At 59.1% G+C, this 16,583-nt stretch carries 13 protein-coding genes; 9 read left to right on the forward strand and 4 right to left on the reverse strand.

The window, feature by feature from the left end; translation table 11 throughout:
- The 6 genes from VFV96_16110 to VFV96_16135 form a co-directional block, all read left to right on the forward strand.
- Positions 1-502 (forward strand): glycoside hydrolase family 3 C-terminal domain-containing protein (locus VFV96_16110; protein ID HEU5071929.1); only part of this gene is annotated, 502 nt, incomplete at its 5' end.
- Between the two features lie 448 nt (positions 503-950).
- A complete protein-coding gene (locus VFV96_16115; protein HEU5071930.1) occupies positions 951-1,652 on the forward strand; it encodes an ABC transporter permease in 702 nt (233 codons plus the stop codon).
- Positions 1,649-2,464 carry an ATP-binding cassette domain-containing protein gene (locus VFV96_16120; protein HEU5071931.1) on the forward strand — a complete coding sequence of 272 codons (816 nt, stop codon included), beginning with the start codon at positions 1,649-1,651 and terminating at the stop codon, positions 2,462-2,464. The genes VFV96_16115 and VFV96_16120 overlap by 4 nt, the downstream gene beginning before the upstream one ends.
- 62 nt (positions 2,465-2,526) lie before the next feature.
- A complete protein-coding gene (locus tag VFV96_16125) occupies positions 2,527-3,702 on the forward strand; it encodes an MlaD family protein (GenBank protein ID HEU5071932.1) in 1,176 nt (391 codons plus the stop codon).
- A gap of 69 nt (positions 3,703-3,771) precedes the next feature.
- Positions 3,772-4,395, forward strand: a complete 624-nt coding sequence (locus tag VFV96_16130; GenBank protein ID HEU5071933.1) for a type II secretion system protein — start codon at positions 3,772-3,774, stop codon at positions 4,393-4,395.
- Positions 4,396-4,400: 5 nt separating this feature from the next.
- Positions 4,401-6,854, forward strand: a complete 2,454-nt coding sequence (locus VFV96_16135) for a PQQ-binding-like beta-propeller repeat protein (GenBank protein ID HEU5071934.1) — start codon at positions 4,401-4,403, stop codon at positions 6,852-6,854.
- A 30-nt stretch (positions 6,855-6,884) separates the two neighbouring features.
- On the opposite strand, the gene VFV96_16140 is transcribed toward VFV96_16135, so the two are convergent.
- The 3 genes from VFV96_16140 to tadA all read right to left on the reverse strand — a co-directional run bounded on the left by VFV96_16140 (position 6,885) and on the right by tadA (position 10,269).
- On the reverse strand, positions 6,885-7,466 hold the full coding sequence (locus VFV96_16140) for an HAD-IA family hydrolase (GenBank protein ID HEU5071935.1): 582 nt from the start codon (positions 7,464-7,466) through the stop codon (positions 6,885-6,887).
- A 49-nt stretch (positions 7,467-7,515) separates the two neighbouring features.
- On the reverse strand, positions 7,516-9,669 hold the full coding sequence (gene ppk1, locus VFV96_16145) for a polyphosphate kinase 1 (GenBank protein ID HEU5071936.1): 2,154 nt from the start codon (positions 9,667-9,669) through the stop codon (positions 7,516-7,518).
- A gap of 93 nt (positions 9,670-9,762) precedes the next feature.
- On the reverse strand, positions 9,763-10,269 hold the full coding sequence (gene tadA, locus VFV96_16150; protein HEU5071937.1) for a tRNA adenosine(34) deaminase TadA: 507 nt from the start codon (positions 10,267-10,269) through the stop codon (positions 9,763-9,765).
- A 729-nt stretch (positions 10,270-10,998) separates the two neighbouring features.
- Between tadA and VFV96_16155 the strand changes: the two genes are divergently transcribed.
- A complete protein-coding gene (locus VFV96_16155; GenBank protein ID HEU5071938.1) occupies positions 10,999-12,936 on the forward strand; it encodes a tRNA uridine-5-carboxymethylaminomethyl(34) synthesis enzyme MnmG in 1,938 nt (645 codons plus the stop codon).
- Between the two features lie 36 nt (positions 12,937-12,972).
- On the opposite strand, the gene VFV96_16160 is transcribed toward VFV96_16155, so the two are convergent.
- Positions 12,973-13,470 (reverse strand): hypothetical protein, encoded by a 498-nt coding sequence (locus VFV96_16160; GenBank protein ID HEU5071939.1) that lies wholly within the window; start codon positions 13,468-13,470, stop codon positions 12,973-12,975.
- A gap of 485 nt (positions 13,471-13,955) precedes the next feature.
- On the opposite strand from VFV96_16160, the gene VFV96_16165 reads away from it, so the two are divergent.
- On the forward strand, positions 13,956-15,194 hold the full coding sequence (locus VFV96_16165) for an outer membrane beta-barrel protein (GenBank protein HEU5071940.1): 1,239 nt from the start codon (positions 13,956-13,958) through the stop codon (positions 15,192-15,194).
- Positions 15,195-15,235: 41 nt separating this feature from the next.
- Entirely contained in the window at positions 15,236-16,531 is a 1,296-nt protein-coding gene (locus VFV96_16170; GenBank protein HEU5071941.1) for a transporter substrate-binding protein, read from the forward strand.
- Positions 16,532-16,583: the final 52 nt, after the last annotated feature.

Below are 16,583 nucleotides of genomic sequence, written 5' to 3' on the forward strand. Positions count from 1 at the left end.
CACCGGCAACGTCACCCGCGGCACGACGATTTTGCAGGCCGTTCGCCAGTCCGTGGCGCCCGGCGTCACGGTCGATTATTCCCCGGATGGCGCGAATCTCAGCGGAGCCGACGCGGTGGTGGTGGTGATTGGCGAGCAACCTTACGCGGAAATGAAAGGGGATCGCAGTGACCTGCACCTGCCCGCAGCGGATGTGGAATTGGTGCAGACCGCCAAACGGACGGGAGTGCCGGTTGTGACCGTGTTGCTCTCGGGCCGGCCGTTGGTGCTTGGAGATGCCCTGACCACCAGCGACGCCTTCGTTGCAGCCTGGCTGCCCGGCACGGAGGGCTCGGGTGTGGCGGACGTTTTGTTGGGCCGTTACGCGCCCACCGGCAAGCTCCCCCGGGCCTGGCCGCGCGACAACGCGCAGACCTCGGTGCTGGCGATGACGGAGCAGCCACCGCTCTTTCCCATCGGTTTTGGCCTGAGCTACGGGCATTTGGAAGCCGCCAGCCATTAGCGCAAAATTACCCCTTTGGGTAGGTAGGCTGTAGGCGGGGAGTTGGGTAGGTTCATGCGTTGTCTGCCCCACGGTGCGCTGGTTCGGTTGTCTGGCGGACGCGCCATTTTGTCAGGCAGAAGCCACTTTGGTTGGTTGGTTGGTTGATGGTAAGGCGGGAGTCATCTGGGGAGGTGACTCCCGCCGCTTTTTTTGACCTGAACCTTGGCCGCCCGCGACAATCTCCGCTGTCGTCCGCCGCTGGAAGCTGCTAAAAACCCCGCGGCATGATGCGCTCTCAAATCCTGTGAACGACGCCCCATCCACCCATCCTTCCGCCGCGGCCACGAGCCTGGCCTTACGGATGTCTTCGTCGAGGGCCGCCGCGCCTCGCATCGGGCGGGCATTTTTTCGATTCCTCTTTACCGTGCGGGGCATTGGCGCATTCGCGCTGATTACACTGGGCGTCATGCTCAGCCAATTTGGCCGCGCCGCGCAGGTCATCCGGCCCTTGATCCGACGGGAGGTGCTGCGTTCGGGCGTCCGGCTGCTGCCAATGTTCCTGTTTTTGGCGGCGGCCTTGGGCTTGTTGGTGATTGGTCAGGCGGTGTCCTGGCTGACGCGCGTGGGGGCCGTCAATTATCTCGGTGTCGTGATGGTGGTGGTGGTCGTGCGCGAATTGGGACCGCTCATTACGGCGTTGCTGGTGCTGGCCCGGGTGGGCACCGCCAACGTGGTCGAACTGGGCACGGCGCGCGCCACCGGAGAAGTGGAGGCGCTGGAGGCCCTGGGCATTGATCCCGTGCATTACTTGGTCGTGCCACGTGTGGTCGGCATGGCGCTGGGCACGTTTGCACTGACGGTTTACCTCATCATCGGGGCGCTGCTCAGCGGTTACGTGTGGGCGTTTTTGCAGGATGTGCCGTTGCGACCGGACCAGTATTTCGCGCAGCTCGCGTCGTCCCTGAGCTGGATTGATTTCGTTCTGCTGGCGCTCAAGACCGTTGCGTTTGGCAGCTTGATCGCCATGGTCACGTGTTACCATGGCCTGGCGCAGCCGTTGCGGCTGGAGGAAATCTCCCGGGCCACCGTGCGGGCCGTCGCCCAGACGGTGGTGGCCTGCGTGTTGATTGATGCCGTGTTCATCATCATCTATCTCGCCACGGCATGACCCCGGTTCAATCCACCTCCACTCCGCCCGAGGCCTGTGCGCCGCGGAATCCGGTCATCGACATGCAGGACGTTGCCTTTGCCTCGTTGCGCGATCCGCAAACGGTGGTGGCCGAACAGGTCAACTGGCGGGTGGAAGCCGGCGATTTCTGGTGCGTGGCCGGGCTGCACGGCGCGGGGAAGAGCGACCTGCTCATGTTGGCCGGCGGCGTGATGGCCCCCCAGCGCGGCGCCTACGAGTTTCTGGGCCAGACCATGCCGCTCTTTGCCGAGGAACAACTGACGCACCGTTTGAAAATCGGACTCGTCTTCGAGGGCGGACGGTTGTTCAGCCAGTTGACCGTGGCCGAAAACATCGCGTTGCCCTTGCAATATCACCGGAATTGGGCGGCGGCGGAAGCGGCGGCGGCCGTGGCCGCCCTGCTGGAACTCATGGAGCTTGGGCATTGCGCCCACCGTTTGCCCGGCGTCATCGGGCGCAACTGGGCGCGGCGGGCGGCTTTGGCCCGGGCGCTGGTGCTTCAGCCGGAAGTGTTGTTGCTGGATGCCCCGCTGGCGGGGCTGGATTTGCGTCAGCAGAACTGGTGGTTCCAGTTCTTGAATCAGCTTTCGCATGGCCATCCCGGCTTGGGCGGCCGGCCGGTGACCTTGGTGGTGACGACGGCCAATCTGCACGACTGGCAGGGCCACGCACGCCAGTTCGCGCTGCTTGAGCATCGCCGTTTTTATCCCCTCGGCGATTGGGCGGCGGTGGAGCGTTCGGAGCATCCGCTCGTGCGGGAACTGCGCACGCCGCCCGTGACGAACATTTGACCCCGGCCCGCGGATTTGAAACCGTTCCCTCCAACAACGCCCCGCCAACGGGCAAACCCATAATGGCCCTGCAAGATCTGACACCGCAGTTGCGCACCCGCCTGAGCCGGATGGAACGGGCGGTCGGCTGGTTTGTGTTGCTGGCCGCGGCGCTGCTGGTTTTCGGCTTTGGCTACTACATCTACCAGACGGCCGCGCGCAAAGGGTGGTTCATCCAGAAGATCAATTACCAGACCTCCCTGGCCAACGCCACGGGATTGAAACAGGGCGACCCGGTCATGTTGATGGGGTTCAACGTCGGCGAAATCACGCGCATCGAGGCCAACGGACCCTGGGATTATTATGGCGTGACGATCTACTTTCGCGTGAAGGCGCCTTACTTCGGTTACATTTGGAGCGATTCGAAAGTGAAAGTCGCGGGCGCGGACTTCCTGGGCAATCGCATGCTCGAAGTGACCAAGGGCCGGCAAGGACTTCCCACCGTGGCGGAAAACACCAACAAGGTGGCCGTGGGCGTGCTCAAGGAAAAATACCTGCGTCAACAGCTCAAGGATTTGCAGGACCAGCAAACGTCGTTGGAAACCGCCCTCGCGCAACTGAACCACGCGGCCGCCACCAACCAGGCCGATTTCTATGGCGGCCTGGCCGAGGCCAAACCCTACTGGCTCGAGCCCGCTGAATCGCCCGCCGTCACCGAACGCCTGGAGACCGTGATCAATCAGGTTGAAACCGCGCTGCCCAACGTGCTGCGACTTACCAACCAGCTGGCGCAGGTGCTCGAGAATTCCGCCCACGCGACCTCGAACCTCAACCTCGTCGCCGTCAGCGCGCGGCCGGCCGCGGAGAATCTGGCCAGCTTGTCGGCGCAGTTGCGGGGCCCGGGGGCGTTGGGCGAATGGGCATTGCCGCCGGGCGGTGCCGCGCAGCTCGGCGCCGCCTTGACCAACGCCAACGTGCTGCTCGCCAACACCGACACCAATCTCGCGCAACTGGCTGCGGAACTCAGCCGGTCGCTCGACAGCCTGGCCAACATCACCAGCAACCTGAATGCGCAGGTCCAGGGCAACAGCAATCTCGTGCAGGAAGTTTCCGACGTCATCCTGCATAGCGACGAATTCGTGCAGGGACTCAAACATCATTGGTTGCTGCGTTCGGCCTTCAAGACGCCCAAGACCAACGAACCGCCCGCCAGTCCGCAGGGCGTATTGCACGCGCCCAACGATCCGTTCCAAAAGTGAACGTGCCGGGCGCGCGGCCGCGGCGGGAAATGCCATTGCCAGCGGCGGTTCGAGTGGCAAGATTACGGTATGAACTCCCCGCAGTTCTCGGATGGTCGGCGCGTTGTTTCGGCTGACGGCTTCTCGCTCATTGAGATGCTCATTACGCTGACGCTCATCCTCATCATGTCCGTGATGCTTTACGGCTTCGGCTCGCGCAGTCATCAGCAGACCCAGAAGCGCGCCTGCGAAAAAAATCTCCAGAACATCTACCTCGCCCTCGACATCTATGGGAAGGAACACGACGGCGCGTTGCCCGAGGCGGCGGATGCGGCCACCAGCGAGGTGCCGCTGGCGCAACTGGTGCCGCATTACACTGTGGCTTCGGAAGATTTCATCTGTCCGGGCAGCAAGGACAAGGCGCTGCCGAACGGCGAATCATTCGCGGACCGCCGGATCAGTTACGCCTATTTCAAGGGCCGCAAAACCTCCGATGCCAATGCTCTGTTGATGAGCGACCGACAGATCAACACGCTCCCCAAGCCAGCCGGCGCGCCGGTGTTTTCCACCGATGGCAAACCACCAGGCAATAATCACCACAAATACGGGGGCAATTTTCTGTTCACGGACGGTCATACGGAATCTTCCGGCCCCAAGGCGCCGTTCGTGATCGCGTGGCCGACCAACGTGACGCTGTTGAATCCCAAATCCTGAAACGCATGAAGATCCAGTGCAGTTGCGGGACCAAGGTCGCGTTCGACGTCACGCCGGGCATGGCGACGAATCCGGTGCAGTTCATCTGCCCGAACTGCGGACTCGACAGTTCAGCCATGGTAAACCAGCTCATCCGGCAGGAATTGGGAGTGTCTGGCGCCGCGCCTGCGCCCGTTCCCCGACCGGCCGCGGCGCCGCCACCCGTGCCGCCGCCGATGCCGGGCAAACCGGCAATGCGCGTTGCACTGGCTTCGTCGGCGCCGGCCAGCGCCACGCCCGCGCTGGACGCGTCTCCGGGCAAGGAATTTTGCCTCAAGCACCCCGGCAAGCTCGTCGCGCACAAGTGCCTGGTGTGCGGCAAGGCAATGTGTCCGGATTGCATGGCGTTGTTTGGCTACGTGTGTTCACCGCTGTGCCGCAGCAAGGCCGAGGCACGCAAGCTGGACATTCCGGTTTACGCGCAGCAGAAGAGCGCGGTCGAGGCCCGGCGTTGGCGGAAGACGGGCTTGGTGGCCGGCAGCGTAGGCGGCGTGGTGGCGCTCCTGGCTGGCTTCTGGTTTTGGTATGCGTGGTTTGGGTCGGTGCCCAACGTGGCATTTGCAATGAGCTTTCCCAACAAGGTCAGCGCCGGCGAAGTCCGGCTCGCAGGCACGGATCAACTCGTGTTTCTCCACGGTGCGGACCTGGGTCGCATCGACCTGAAATCGAAGCGCCAGCTCTGGTCCCTGCCGCTGGTGGATCGCAAGACGTTTGTTCCGGAAGCCGAACAAACCATCAAGCAGCTCGAAAAGGCCCGGGATCGTTACAACGCGACGGCCGAAGATCCGGAGGATTTCAAAATCCCGCCGCTCGACAAAATCGTGGATGAGCTGGTGGAGAGCGCCATTGAGGGATTGAAGCTGGTGGTGGCCGGCCAGAACGTCTGGGTGCTCTCGGGCGACTCGCTGACGCGTTACGAATGGGACACCGGCAAACCCGCGCAAACCATCAAGCTCGCGGGCGCAGGTCTTGGAATGCGGCGCGAAGGGAACGAACTGCTCCTCACCGAGCCCAGCGAGGATCTGACCAGCGAAACCACGCTGCACATCAATCTGGTGACCGGTGAAAGCTCCAAAACTACGATCGAAAAACCGCTGCCGCCAAAGCTGGTTGAACTGCTGACGGCGGCGACCAATCGATCCACGCGGGCCGGCACCAAAGTCAGTCGGGCGTCATCCGCCCGGGTGTCGGCCACGACCGCAAAAGTGGTGGCCGCCAATGCTGCGGCCCGTCCCAGCACGCCGCTGGATCCGCAACGGATCGCCGCCCAGACGGAAAACATGTCCTTCGCCGCGAAGGTTGCCCTGCCGGCGTTGCTGGCCAACGCGCGCCACCAGCAGGAACTGGCGGCCGAAATGGCGGGCACCTCGGGCGCCAAGCCGACGCCACCAACGGAATTGGACCAAGCCATTGCCGAATGGGACGACACCCAGATGATTCCCACTCCTGAAGGGCCGGTGCAGTTCACCCGCACGCTGCTGGAGCGCAAAATGGTCACGCGTGAGGCCATGAAAGCACCACCCAAAAAATCGGCGCTCAACGGTAACGTGTCCGCCGCCGATTCCATGGCCGTGGCCAATGAAATGCTCAACGAGATGCAGCGCGACCGCGGGTCCACCGTGACTGAGGACCAGAGTCGCTACCGCGTGACGCTGAAACGCGCGGGCAAGGATGTCCCGGTTTGGACCGGGGAAGTCGCGGGGCCGCCGGCATTTTATCCCCTGCAGACGGTGGACATCCTTACGGCCGGAGCCACGGCCATCGCGTTGGACCACGCCAACAAAAAACTCTGGCAGGCGCCGCTCAATTTCCCGGTGCACGGCAACTGGGAGGAGTGGGACGCCGCCGAAGAACCCGGCGCGCAAAGTTCCGGGCTCGGCCCTTGTGTTGAGCGTAGCGACACGATTTACATCTTTGATCAAGGCTCGCTGGCGGCATTTGACCGCACGACGGGCGCGGCCCGCTGGCGCCTGCCGTCCGTGGGCATCAGCGGCCTGTGGTTCGATGACAGGGGAATGCTTTACGTGAACACCACCACGGCGAGCCCGGACAGTATCCGCTATTCAAGGCAGATTGATATCAGCAACCAGGCGTTGTCGGAGATTCTCAAGGTCGATCCCAAGACGGGTAAAACGCTCTGGAGCTGCACCGGGGCGAAGCATATTTGCTACTTGTGGAAGCAATACCTGTTCACCACCGACTCCAATCCCGGTCCGGATCCGGAGGGGGACGGACTGGGAATGACGACGGGATTGGAAACGCCCGCATTCCTGCGCATCCGGCGTATCGACGCGGGCTCCGGCCGGATTCTTTGGGAGCACGTGCAGAAGCGGTGTCCGCTCGACATCCAGTTTCACGAGAACACGATTCAGCTGCTCTTCAAAAACGAAGTGCAGGAGCTGAAGTTCGTCGTGCTGTAAGCCCCGCGCGGCCGCCCGCACCGTCCCACTTCACGCCGCCACCTTGCCGGCCAGAATGTCCCGCACGTCAATCGCCTCCATGCCCGCGGCGCGGATGGCCTGCATGCCCAGGTCGGTGTCCTCGTAAGCGCGGCACAGTTTGGGCGCAACGCTGATGCGTCGGGCGGCTTCGAGAAAAATGTCCGGTGCCGGTTTTTGGTTCACCACATCTTCACTGGTGACCACGGCTTTGAACAATCGGCGCAGGCCAAGGTGTTCCATGACCTGCTCGATGACGCGATGGGTGCCACCGGTGGCCACGGCCATGGGCAGTTTTTCGTGGTGGCGATGCGCGATGTCCACTACTTCGGGAATGATTTCCACCTCCGGCAGGCGCGCGAGAAAGGCAAGTTCCTTTTCCTTCGCAATGGCGAGGTGATCCACCGCACGACCCTGCTCGGACGCGAGCATTTTGATGATGTCGCGCGAGGGCACGCCGCCCAACGAGTAGAGGCGTTCGCGGGTCAGGTTGAAGCCGTGACGCTGCGCAATGATTTCCCATGCCTGCCAGTGCAGGGGCATGGTGTCAGCGAGCGTGCCGTCGAAGTCGAAGATTAATCCTTGCGGATGCATGTCGTCGTGAATCGTCGCGAAAGAATCAAGCCCGCGCAAGTCGCCGAATTCAGCGCGGGCGTGGGGTTGGCGGGCTGCGGCGCACCTGGACACGCGGATGCCGGCCGGCGGGGATTTTGCCGTTGATGCGGCTGCCGCCCTGGGCTAGCGCGATGAAATCAAACTGACTCCGGCGCGTCGGCGTGTTCCTTGGTTTGGGCGGAATCACGTAGGCACCGTCGGCTTGCAGATGGCGCGCCTTGACGTTGTCCGCAAGGGCCACCGCGAGAATCTCATCCATGATGCGGCTGCGCAGGACGCCGTCCTCCACCGGGAAGGCCACTTCGATGCGCCGGAAGAAATTCCGCGGCATCCAGTCGGCACTGCTGAGAAACACCTCGGGGCGCGCGGCGTTTTCGAAGTAATAAATGCGGTGATGTTCCAGAAAACGGTCCACGATGCTGCGCACGGTGACGTTTTCCGACACGCCGGGCAGACCGGGGCGCAGACAGCAGACGCCGCGCACGATCAAGTCGATGGTCACGCCCGCCCGGGACGCGTCGTAGAGGGCCGCGATGATGCGTTCATCCACCAGTGAATTGACCTTGGCAATGATGCGCGCAGGCAAACCTTGGCGGGCATGGGCGGCCTCGCGGGCGATGAGCTGCAACATTCGCTCGTGCAGGTCGAACGGCGCGACGAGGAATTTCTGCGAGCCTTGATACTGGCAAATACCCGTGAGCAGATTGAACAAGCTGGTGGCGTCTTCGCCCATGCCGGGCTTGCACGTGAGCAGGCCCAGGTCGGTGTAAAGCCGGGCCGTCGAAGCATTGTAATTGCCCGTGGCCAGGTGCACGTAGCGCCGGATGCCGTCGGGATCGCGCCGCACGATGAGCGAAACCTTCGCGTGAATTTTGTAACCCACGAGTCCGTAAACCACGTGGACACCGGCTTCTTCAAGCTGTCGCGCCCACTGAATGTTGTTGGCCTCGTCGAACCGCGCGCGCAATTCCACCACCGCCGTGACCTGCTTGCCGTTGCGCACGGCGCTCATCAGTGCGCCCACGATGCGCGTGTCACCGCCGGTGCGATAAAGCGTCTGCTTGATTGCGAGCACCATCGGATCCTGCGCCGCCTTATCGAGAAACTCCACGACCGTGCTGAACGTTTCGTAGGGGTGATGCAGCAGGATGTCGCGCTCACGAATGGCGGCGAACACGTCGGCTTTGCCGCGCAAGGCGGGCGCAACCGGCGCCACAAAGGGAGGGTCGCGCAGCTCCGGCGAATGATCGCCCTGGCAGATTTGCATGAGGCCCGTCGGATTCACCGGGCCGTTGACAACATACAGGTCGTCGTCCGTGAGGCGCAAACGGCGGAGCAGGGCGGACGTCAACTCGCCCGGGCAGCCCTGCTCAATCTCGAGCCGCACGGCGTCGCCTTTGCGCCGGTTGTGGAGTTCGTTTTCCACGGCCTTGAGCAGGTTCGCGATTTCCTCCTCGTCGATGTAAAGCTCGCTGTTGCGCGTGACGCGGAACATCCAGCTCCCCAAAATTCGTGTGCCCGGAAACAGCTCCGGCAGGTGGTGTTTGATGATCTGACCGAGGAAGACATAGTCCTGGCGGCCATCTTCGCGCGGCAGTTTGATCAGGCGCGGCAACAGCCTTGGCAGCTGCACCACCGCCAGCCGTTTCTCGGCTCTGTCCACCCGCCGGGTCTCGAGTTCGAGCACGATGTTGAGGGACTTGTTCAACAACTGGGGGAACGGATGCGCCGGATCAAGGCCCAGTGGCGTCAACACCGGCAACACTTCGGTGCGGTAAAAGCGGCCCACCCAATCGAGGTCTTCAGCTCGCAGCTCGGGCATCTTCAGAAAGCGGATGCCGTTGCGCAGGAGCGCCGGCGCCAGCTCTTCATTCCAGCATTCGTATTGTTGCGCCACCATGGCCAGCGCCCGGCGGGCCACGGCCCGGAAGGTTTCGCTGGCCGTGCGGCCGTCCACCGTGCGCTCCACGACGTCGCTTTCGATCTGTTGTTTGAGACCGGCCACGCGGACTTCAAAGAACTCATCGAGGTTGGAACTGGTGATGCAGAAAAATTTAACGCGTTCCAGCAGAGGCGTGGCGGGATTCAATGCCTCGTCCAGCACGCGCTGGTTGAATTCCAACCAGCTCAACTCGCGGTTGAGAAAGTGCTCCGGCGGAACGTTGGTTTCCTGCTTCGACATAAGGCAGGCGGGGAAGGTAGCGTCGGGCTGGTGAAATGCGAGTGACAATTCGGCAACGAGGCGCCAAGGCTGTTCCCCGGTCGGAAGCTGAAGTTAATTCGACCCCGGCAGCTTGCCATTCCGGTTCTTGGCGCGTTGTTCCGTAAAAAAGCTGAGCAAAAGCTGACGGCACTCCTCTTCCCGCACGCCTGGAGTGATGGCACACCGGTGGTTCAAGCCGGGAAACTGGAGCAGGTTCATCGCGCTGCCCGCCGCCCCGCCCTTCGGATCGCTTGCGCCAAAAACCACCCGTCCAAAACGCACATGCACGATGGCCCCGGCGCACATGGGACACGGCTCCTTGGTGACGTAGAGCGTGCAATCATTCAAGCGCCAGTCGCCAACCGCCTCCTCCGCGGCCGTCATGGCGAGCATTTCCGCGTGTGCAGTGGCATCGCGAAGCAATTCGACCTGGTTGAACCCGCGGGCAATGATGCGACCGTCGCGCACAACCACGGCGCCCACCGGCACCTCTTCGGCTTCATAGGCCTTCAAGGCTTGTCGCAACGCCTCGCCCATAAAGTAATCATCGCTGTGCAAATCGATAATCGGACTATCCATTGCAGCTCAATGTAGAGCAGATGAGTAAAGGGCTCACTTCGAAAGTTGATGGCTCAGCTCCATTTGAACCGCTCTCGGCCTTGCAGCGCCCTCATTCAGCGATTCAATATAATCTCAAGCCAATCGCTCGAAGGACGCATCGAGAAGGGCGAAGGTGGAAAACTTGGCATTTTACAGCCAGCAGTCTTAAGCGAGGGACTCATCAGGTCGAAACTGTAGGATCCCTCGCATGCTCTGCTCTTTTGTGTCAGACCGAATCCAATCCGAACTCGTCGTTTCAACTTTTGGAATGACAAAAAATATGGCGAAATGCGTCGCATAGGTTTAATGCTACTTGAATCGATTCACACCTTTTCAGGTCAAAGCATGTCAACAAGCGAAGAAGTTTCGGGAGCACCAAGACGGTTGCGATTTCGATCAATGGTAAAGTATGACAAAACAATTGCCACAAAAAGAACTTCCGAAAATCTTACGTATCTCACTTGATGGTCTGAGCAGTTCGAAATGAGGTTTCTGTTATGATCGCAGTCTGACGCTTACAAGGCATCGCCCAAGGGCGATAGCCAAATGTTCCGATTCCTGATCAGCCTTGCCCATAATTCATATCCATCTTGCCTTCGGCGCCTCCGCCATGTTGAATTAAGTGACCAGTATTTTGGCCATTGGTTCTGTGTTCCAAAAGCGGGATTTGAAGCCCGCTCCGAACAGTGGTTATTTTCTAAAGTTCAAATGTTCGTTTATCCAAAACAATACGACGTCATCGTAGTGGGCGCGGGGCACGCGGGTGTTGAGGCCGCTTTGGCCGCGGCCAGAATTGGGTGCCAGACACTATTGCTAACGATCAATCTCGACACCATCGGGCAAATGTCATGCAACCCTGCTATCGGTGGCCTGGCCAAAGGTCATTTGGCGCGGGAAATTGACGCCCTTGGTGGAGAAATGGGTAAAGCCATCGATACGAATGGCTTACAGTTTAGAATGTTGAATACAAAAAAAGGCCCGGCAGTGTGGGCGCCGCGTGCCCAAGCCGACAAAAAAGCCTACCAGTTCTACCTGAAGTGGGTTTGCGAGAGACAAACGAATTTGGATATCAAGCAGGCACAGACGGCAAACATTTTGCGGAAGGCGGATCGGGTTCAAGGCGTTCAAACTACTTTAGGCGTTCAATATCTCGCTAAAGCAGTCGTCGTAACGACTGGCACATTCCTGCGCGGTTTGATGCACATTGGATTCAATCAACAATCTGGCGGACGTGCCGGCGAGTCAGCGGCTTTGAACCTATCCGATTCGCTCAAAGAAGTGGGCTTACAACTTGGACGACTCAAAACGGGAACTCCGCCTAGAATACTTAAGTCCACAATCGACTTCGGCAAAATCGAAGAGCAAAAGGGTGATGATCCCGTGCCATACTTTAGCTTTTGGAAGGATGATTTGTTCCACGTGGAACAACCGGCACCATCTAATGGGAATGACTGCGGATCCAAAGTAAAATATCCTCCACATTCAATTCTTGAGCGGAATGGTGGCCAGGTTTCGTGTTACGTGACATTTACTAGCGAACGAACGGCGGCTTGCATTCGGGCTAATTTAGATAAATCGCCCCTGTATTCGGGGGTAATTGAGGGTGTTGGCCCAAGATATTGCCCTTCCATTGAGGATAAGATTGTAAAATTTCCGGAAAAGGACCGGCATCAGATCTTTTTGGAACCCGAGGGGATTTCGACGGACGAATACTATGTCAATGGGTTTTCAACTTCTCTGCCATACGAAGTTCAAATTGAGATGGTGCGCACGATTCTAGGTTGCGAGCGAGCCGAAATAATGCGGCCAGCCTATGCTGTGGAGTATGATTTTGCTTTTCCAACTCAATTGTTACCCTCGCTTGAGACCAAATGTTGCCAAGGCCTTTTCTTGGCTGGGCAAATCAATGGAACATCCGGTTACGAGGAAGCAGGCGCGCAAGGGTTGATGGCGGGAATCAATGCCGCCCGCTTGTGTCAATCGAAGCTACCCATCGTCCTGCGACGCGATCAAGCTTACATTGGTGTCCTAATTGACGATCTGATTACCAAAGGCACCACTGAGCCTTATCGAATGTTTACGTCCCGAGCCGAATATCGGCTGTTGCTCCGACAAGACAACGCAGACGCGAGGCTGTCGCAAATCGGCTACGAGGTTGGGCTCCTCTCTCATCGCAACTTCGTCCAGTTTCAAACGAAGCAGGCGGCTATTATGGGAGAATTGAAACGCCTCACCGAAACGCGGGTGGGGCGTGATACGTTGGAGCAAATGCTAAAGCGGCCGGAGATTTCTTACTCGGATTTACCGCATCAAAACGCCGCGCTTTCCGACGAGGCCATTCTGCAGGTGGAAATTGCCGTGAAATATGCCGGCTACATTGATCGCCAGGAGGCGGAGGTCCAGAAGTTTAAATCATTGGAAGAAAAGGAAATACCGAATTCATTTCAGTATGAATCCGTGCCGGGGTTACGAACGGAGGCACGCCAAAAACTGGCGGCAATCCGCCCTCAAACTATTGGTCAAGCTACGCGGATCTCGGGAGTTTCCCCGGCCGATCTCAGTTTGGTGATGGTCTGGATGCGACGTGGGAGCATGTCGCCCCAAGCTGTTTCTGATTGCGGTATTTCGGCCAACGATTTGGATTAGGCGGGCGTTCCGTAACATCACCACCTGCGCTTCGTTTTAAAAGCCAAGCTTGGCCAGTTCGTTTTGTAGTCCGATTTGAAATTGTTCGACGTCAATGGCTGAAGGCCGATATCCCTTCTGCTGCGGAGCAAGGCCGAGGCGGCCGGTTTGGTCCAATGTCCACTCGGCTTGCTGACCGTCGCTGAAAGTGACCTTTCCACTCACAAGCGCTCCAGGACGTGCGATTTGATCAACGGTCACGGCAACCTGGGCGGAATAGTTGGGAGACTGTTTGCTAATTGTCTTATCATTAGCGTCTTGTGAATTGTTTGCAGGATTGTTTGGCGGAGGAGTTGGTGGCTGCGGTTTGATCTCCTCTTTGGGGGGGGCGGGATCTGCCGGCGTCAGCTTTAGGTCATCTACCAGCAACCGCACTTCCATGTAAGTCAATCTTAGCCCAAGTTCATTTCCCAATCGGGACTGAATTTCCGAAAGTTTGAGGCCCTGCTTAATCCACTGCTCCACTTGGCGTTTCTGTGCGTCGTCCAATTTCATGCGGGGATTCTTTCCGAGTGCGGCGTGACGGTGAAGGAAAATCGCTTTGCGGTTGTGCCTTGCGTTCATGGATTCAACTGGCGGCCTCGAAAACCGGTTTTGAACAGGCTGGCCAAAATGCGGCACAAGTCCTTTCGCATCAGCCGGGCCTTATCGAATTTCCCCATGGGCAACTGCATGAAGTGAGGGCTTGACTGCCAATTTATCGGTCCGGTCCGGTGAATCTACGAGTGGGCTCGACGGCATTGCAGTAAGGGGGGAGCGGAATAAGTGAATTATTTTCACGCTGCCTGTAAAAAATATTCACTCGCAATACCCTCTCTCCAAGTTGCTTTGGTATCCGGTCCGCTTCGGCTGCCGACGATTGCACGACCCGATGACGGGACAGACGAGTGACCCAACTGATTCCCGGTCGCTGGCGCGTAGTCGCTTCGGGCGTATTGCGCCCAAAGCTGTCGGCAGAACGAACCATAAATCCCAACAAAATGAAGAGAAAACGGACCAACTACCAAAAGCTGACCCATGTCGGCGCCTGTCTGGGTGTCGTCATGGGCGGCGCACTGGCTCACGGTGCAACGCTCGATCAATTGAGCCAGGAGAATCAGGAACTCAAAACACGTTTGGACGCGCTGGAGACTTTGGCCCAGAAGGAAGGGCTGCTGCCCAGTGGCACTCCGGCGCCGCGGCTGGTCTCGGCCATGTCCGACATCACCATCAGCGGTTTTGTCCAAGCTTCCTATTTCTACAACACGCAGCATCCGGCTGACGGTTATTCGGATGCTTACTTGTGGAACACAAAAGACAACTCGTTTTCGCTCAACAAGATCAAGCTGACCATTGCCAGCAAGCCGGTCGAGCGCAGTGGTGACGAATGGGGGGCGGGGTTTCGCACGTCCCTCATGTGGGGTGAGGATACTCCGAACCTCAACACCGGCAGCCCGAACGCCGGATTCGAGGCCGTGCGTGAAGCGTATGTCGAAGTGAACGCCCCGGTCGGCACGGGGTTGAACATTAAAGCCGGTCAATTGATTTCATTGTTGAACTGGGAATCTGGCGACGGCGGCGCCGCCAATCCCAACTTTTCGCAGGGCAATCAATGGTGGTTCACCGGCAACGGTCCCTCGGCCGGCGTGCAGTTGGGCTATACGTTTTCCGACAAAGTGGATCTCAAGGTGCGCGTGCAGAACGGATTGTTCGCGGGTCCGGTGGACAGCAACCAAGGCAAGGCCTTCCTTGGCAGCTTGGGGCTTAAACCGAACAGCAAAACGTGGGTGAACCTGATTGGCTGGTTTGACGACCAAGGCGGTGGCACCGATTGTGCCGGCTTCTCGACCATTGGCGGTTATAAGGTATCCGACAAACTCGGCACGGGCTGGGAGTTTGATTACTTCAACTTCAGTGCACCCGGCAACAGTTCGGACTTGTGGTCCATCGGCGGCTGGGCTTGGTATGACTTCACCTCGAAAGTCGGCCTCGCCTTCCGCGCCGATTTCATCGACAGCCCGGATGGTGTGCTGGGACCGGCCGTGCGGCCCGGAGCCGGTATTACGACACCGGATGCCGACGGTAATCTCGCCAGCTTCACGCTTACGTTGAACCTCAAGCCGGCGCCGAACATCAAGATCCAGCCCGAAGTCCGTTACGACACGACGTCCTACACGGGCGGCCTCGATGGCGACAAAGGGCGCTTCATTCTCGGCGCGGGTGTCAGCTACTTGTTCTGATCTCGAAAACTCAAACCAACTAGGAAAGAAATCTTGTTACCATGAAAAATTCATTCCTGCAGAAATGGCTCGGATGCGCGGCGGTCCTGTTGACCGCAGCCAGCGTCTTCGCGGCGGACACCGTGAAGGTTGGAGTGCTCCACTCCCTGTCCGGCACGATGGCCATCAGCGAAACGTCCTTGCGCGACATGCTGCTGTTTGCCTTCGATGAGATCAATCAGGCCGGCGGCATCAAAGTCGATGGCAAAAACTACCAGATTGAACCCGTCGTGGTGGACGGTGCATCCAACTGGCCGCTCTTCGCCGAGAAAGCGAAGCAACTCCTGGAGCAGGACAAGGTTGCAGTCGTGTTCGGCTGCTGGACATCGGTCAGCCGCAAGTCCGTGTTGCCAGTGTTTGAAAAAGACAACGGCCTGCTGTTTTATCCGGTGCAGTATGAGGGCGAAGAACTGTCGAAGAACATATTCTACACGGCGGAAGCGGTGAACCAGCAGGCCACGCCCGCGGTGGATTACCTGCTAAAGCTGGGAAAAAAGAAGTTCTACCTCATCGGAACGGATTACGTTTATCCGCAGACCACCAATCTGATCCTCTACAAGTATCTCCAACTGCACGGCATCGCGTTGGAAAACATCGGCGGCGGTCTGCGCAAAGACGCGGACGGCAAGGTGATTTCCGCAGGTAAATACGTTCCGTTCGGGCACACGGACTTCCAGCAGATCGTGGCGGAGATCAAGCAGTTTTCCGCCAGCGGCGACGCGTGCGTGTTGAACACGATCAATGGTGATTCAAACGTTCCGTTCTTCAAGGAAATTGCCGCCGCCGGCTTGTCCGCGGCGGATTGCCCGGTCGTTTCCTTCAGCCTTGCCGAAGACGAACTGCGCGCCCTGCCGACCAAGGACTTGGTGGGTGAGCTCGGGTGCTGGACTTATTTCATGTCCATCAACACGCCCGAAAACAAGAGCTTCCTCAAACGCTGGTATGCCTGGTTGGAGACGCAAAGCCATCCTGGCGTGGTGAAGGAAAAACGCGTCGTGGACAGCCCGATGGTCCTTTCCTACGACGGCGTTTACCTCTGGAAAAACGCCGTGGAAAAGGCCGGCACATTTGATGTCGCCAAGGTGCGTGACACGCTGGAGTCCGGCGCCATCAGCTTCGACGGCCCCGGTGGCAAGACCACCATGCAGAAGAATCACCACACCATCAAAAACGTTTACATTGGCGAAACCAAGGCCAACGGGCAGTTCAAGATCCTCGAGGAATTCAAGGGTGTGGCGGGCGAGCCTTTCATTCTCAAAGGCCTCGACGAGAAACTCACGGCCTCGGCGAACAAGTGACGCCTGAAGGATGAGTCATCGGCGCCGGAAACGATGATTCATTCAACGCGAA

Source organism: Verrucomicrobiia bacterium (genome assembly GCA_035765895.1).
Lineage (GTDB): Bacteria > Verrucomicrobiota > Verrucomicrobiia > Limisphaerales > DSYF01 > DSYF01.

Excerpts from the sequence above, each read along its gene's own strand:
- VFV96_16115 (HEU5071930.1), top strand. The coding sequence starts at position 951 with ATGCTCAGCCAATTTGGCCGCGCCGCGCAGGTCATCCGGCCCTTGATC.
- VFV96_16120 (HEU5071931.1), top strand. The coding sequence starts at position 1,649 with ATGACCCCGGTTCAATCCACCTCCACTCCGCCCGAGGCCTGTGCGCCG.
- VFV96_16125 (HEU5071932.1), top strand. The coding sequence starts at position 2,527 with ATGGCCCTGCAAGATCTGACACCGCAGTTGCGCACCCGCCTGAGCCGG.
- VFV96_16130 (HEU5071933.1), top strand. The coding sequence starts at position 3,772 with ATGAACTCCCCGCAGTTCTCGGATGGTCGGCGCGTTGTTTCGGCTGAC.
- VFV96_16135 (HEU5071934.1), top strand. The coding sequence starts at position 4,401 with ATGAAGATCCAGTGCAGTTGCGGGACCAAGGTCGCGTTCGACGTCACG.
- VFV96_16140 (HEU5071935.1), bottom strand. The coding sequence starts at position 7,466 with ATGCATCCGCAAGGATTAATCTTCGACTTCGACGGCACGCTCGCTGAC.
- ppk1 (HEU5071936.1), bottom strand. The coding sequence starts at position 9,669 with ATGTCGAAGCAGGAAACCAACGTTCCGCCGGAGCACTTTCTCAACCGC.
- tadA (HEU5071937.1), bottom strand. The coding sequence starts at position 10,269 with ATGGATAGTCCGATTATCGATTTGCACAGCGATGATTACTTTATGGGC.
- VFV96_16155 (HEU5071938.1), top strand. The coding sequence starts at position 10,999 with ATGTTCGTTTATCCAAAACAATACGACGTCATCGTAGTGGGCGCGGGG.
- VFV96_16160 (HEU5071939.1), bottom strand. The coding sequence starts at position 13,470 with ATGAAATTGGACGACGCACAGAAACGCCAAGTGGAGCAGTGGATTAAG.
- VFV96_16165 (HEU5071940.1), top strand. The coding sequence starts at position 13,956 with ATGAAGAGAAAACGGACCAACTACCAAAAGCTGACCCATGTCGGCGCC.
- VFV96_16170 (HEU5071941.1), top strand. The coding sequence starts at position 15,236 with ATGAAAAATTCATTCCTGCAGAAATGGCTCGGATGCGCGGCGGTCCTG.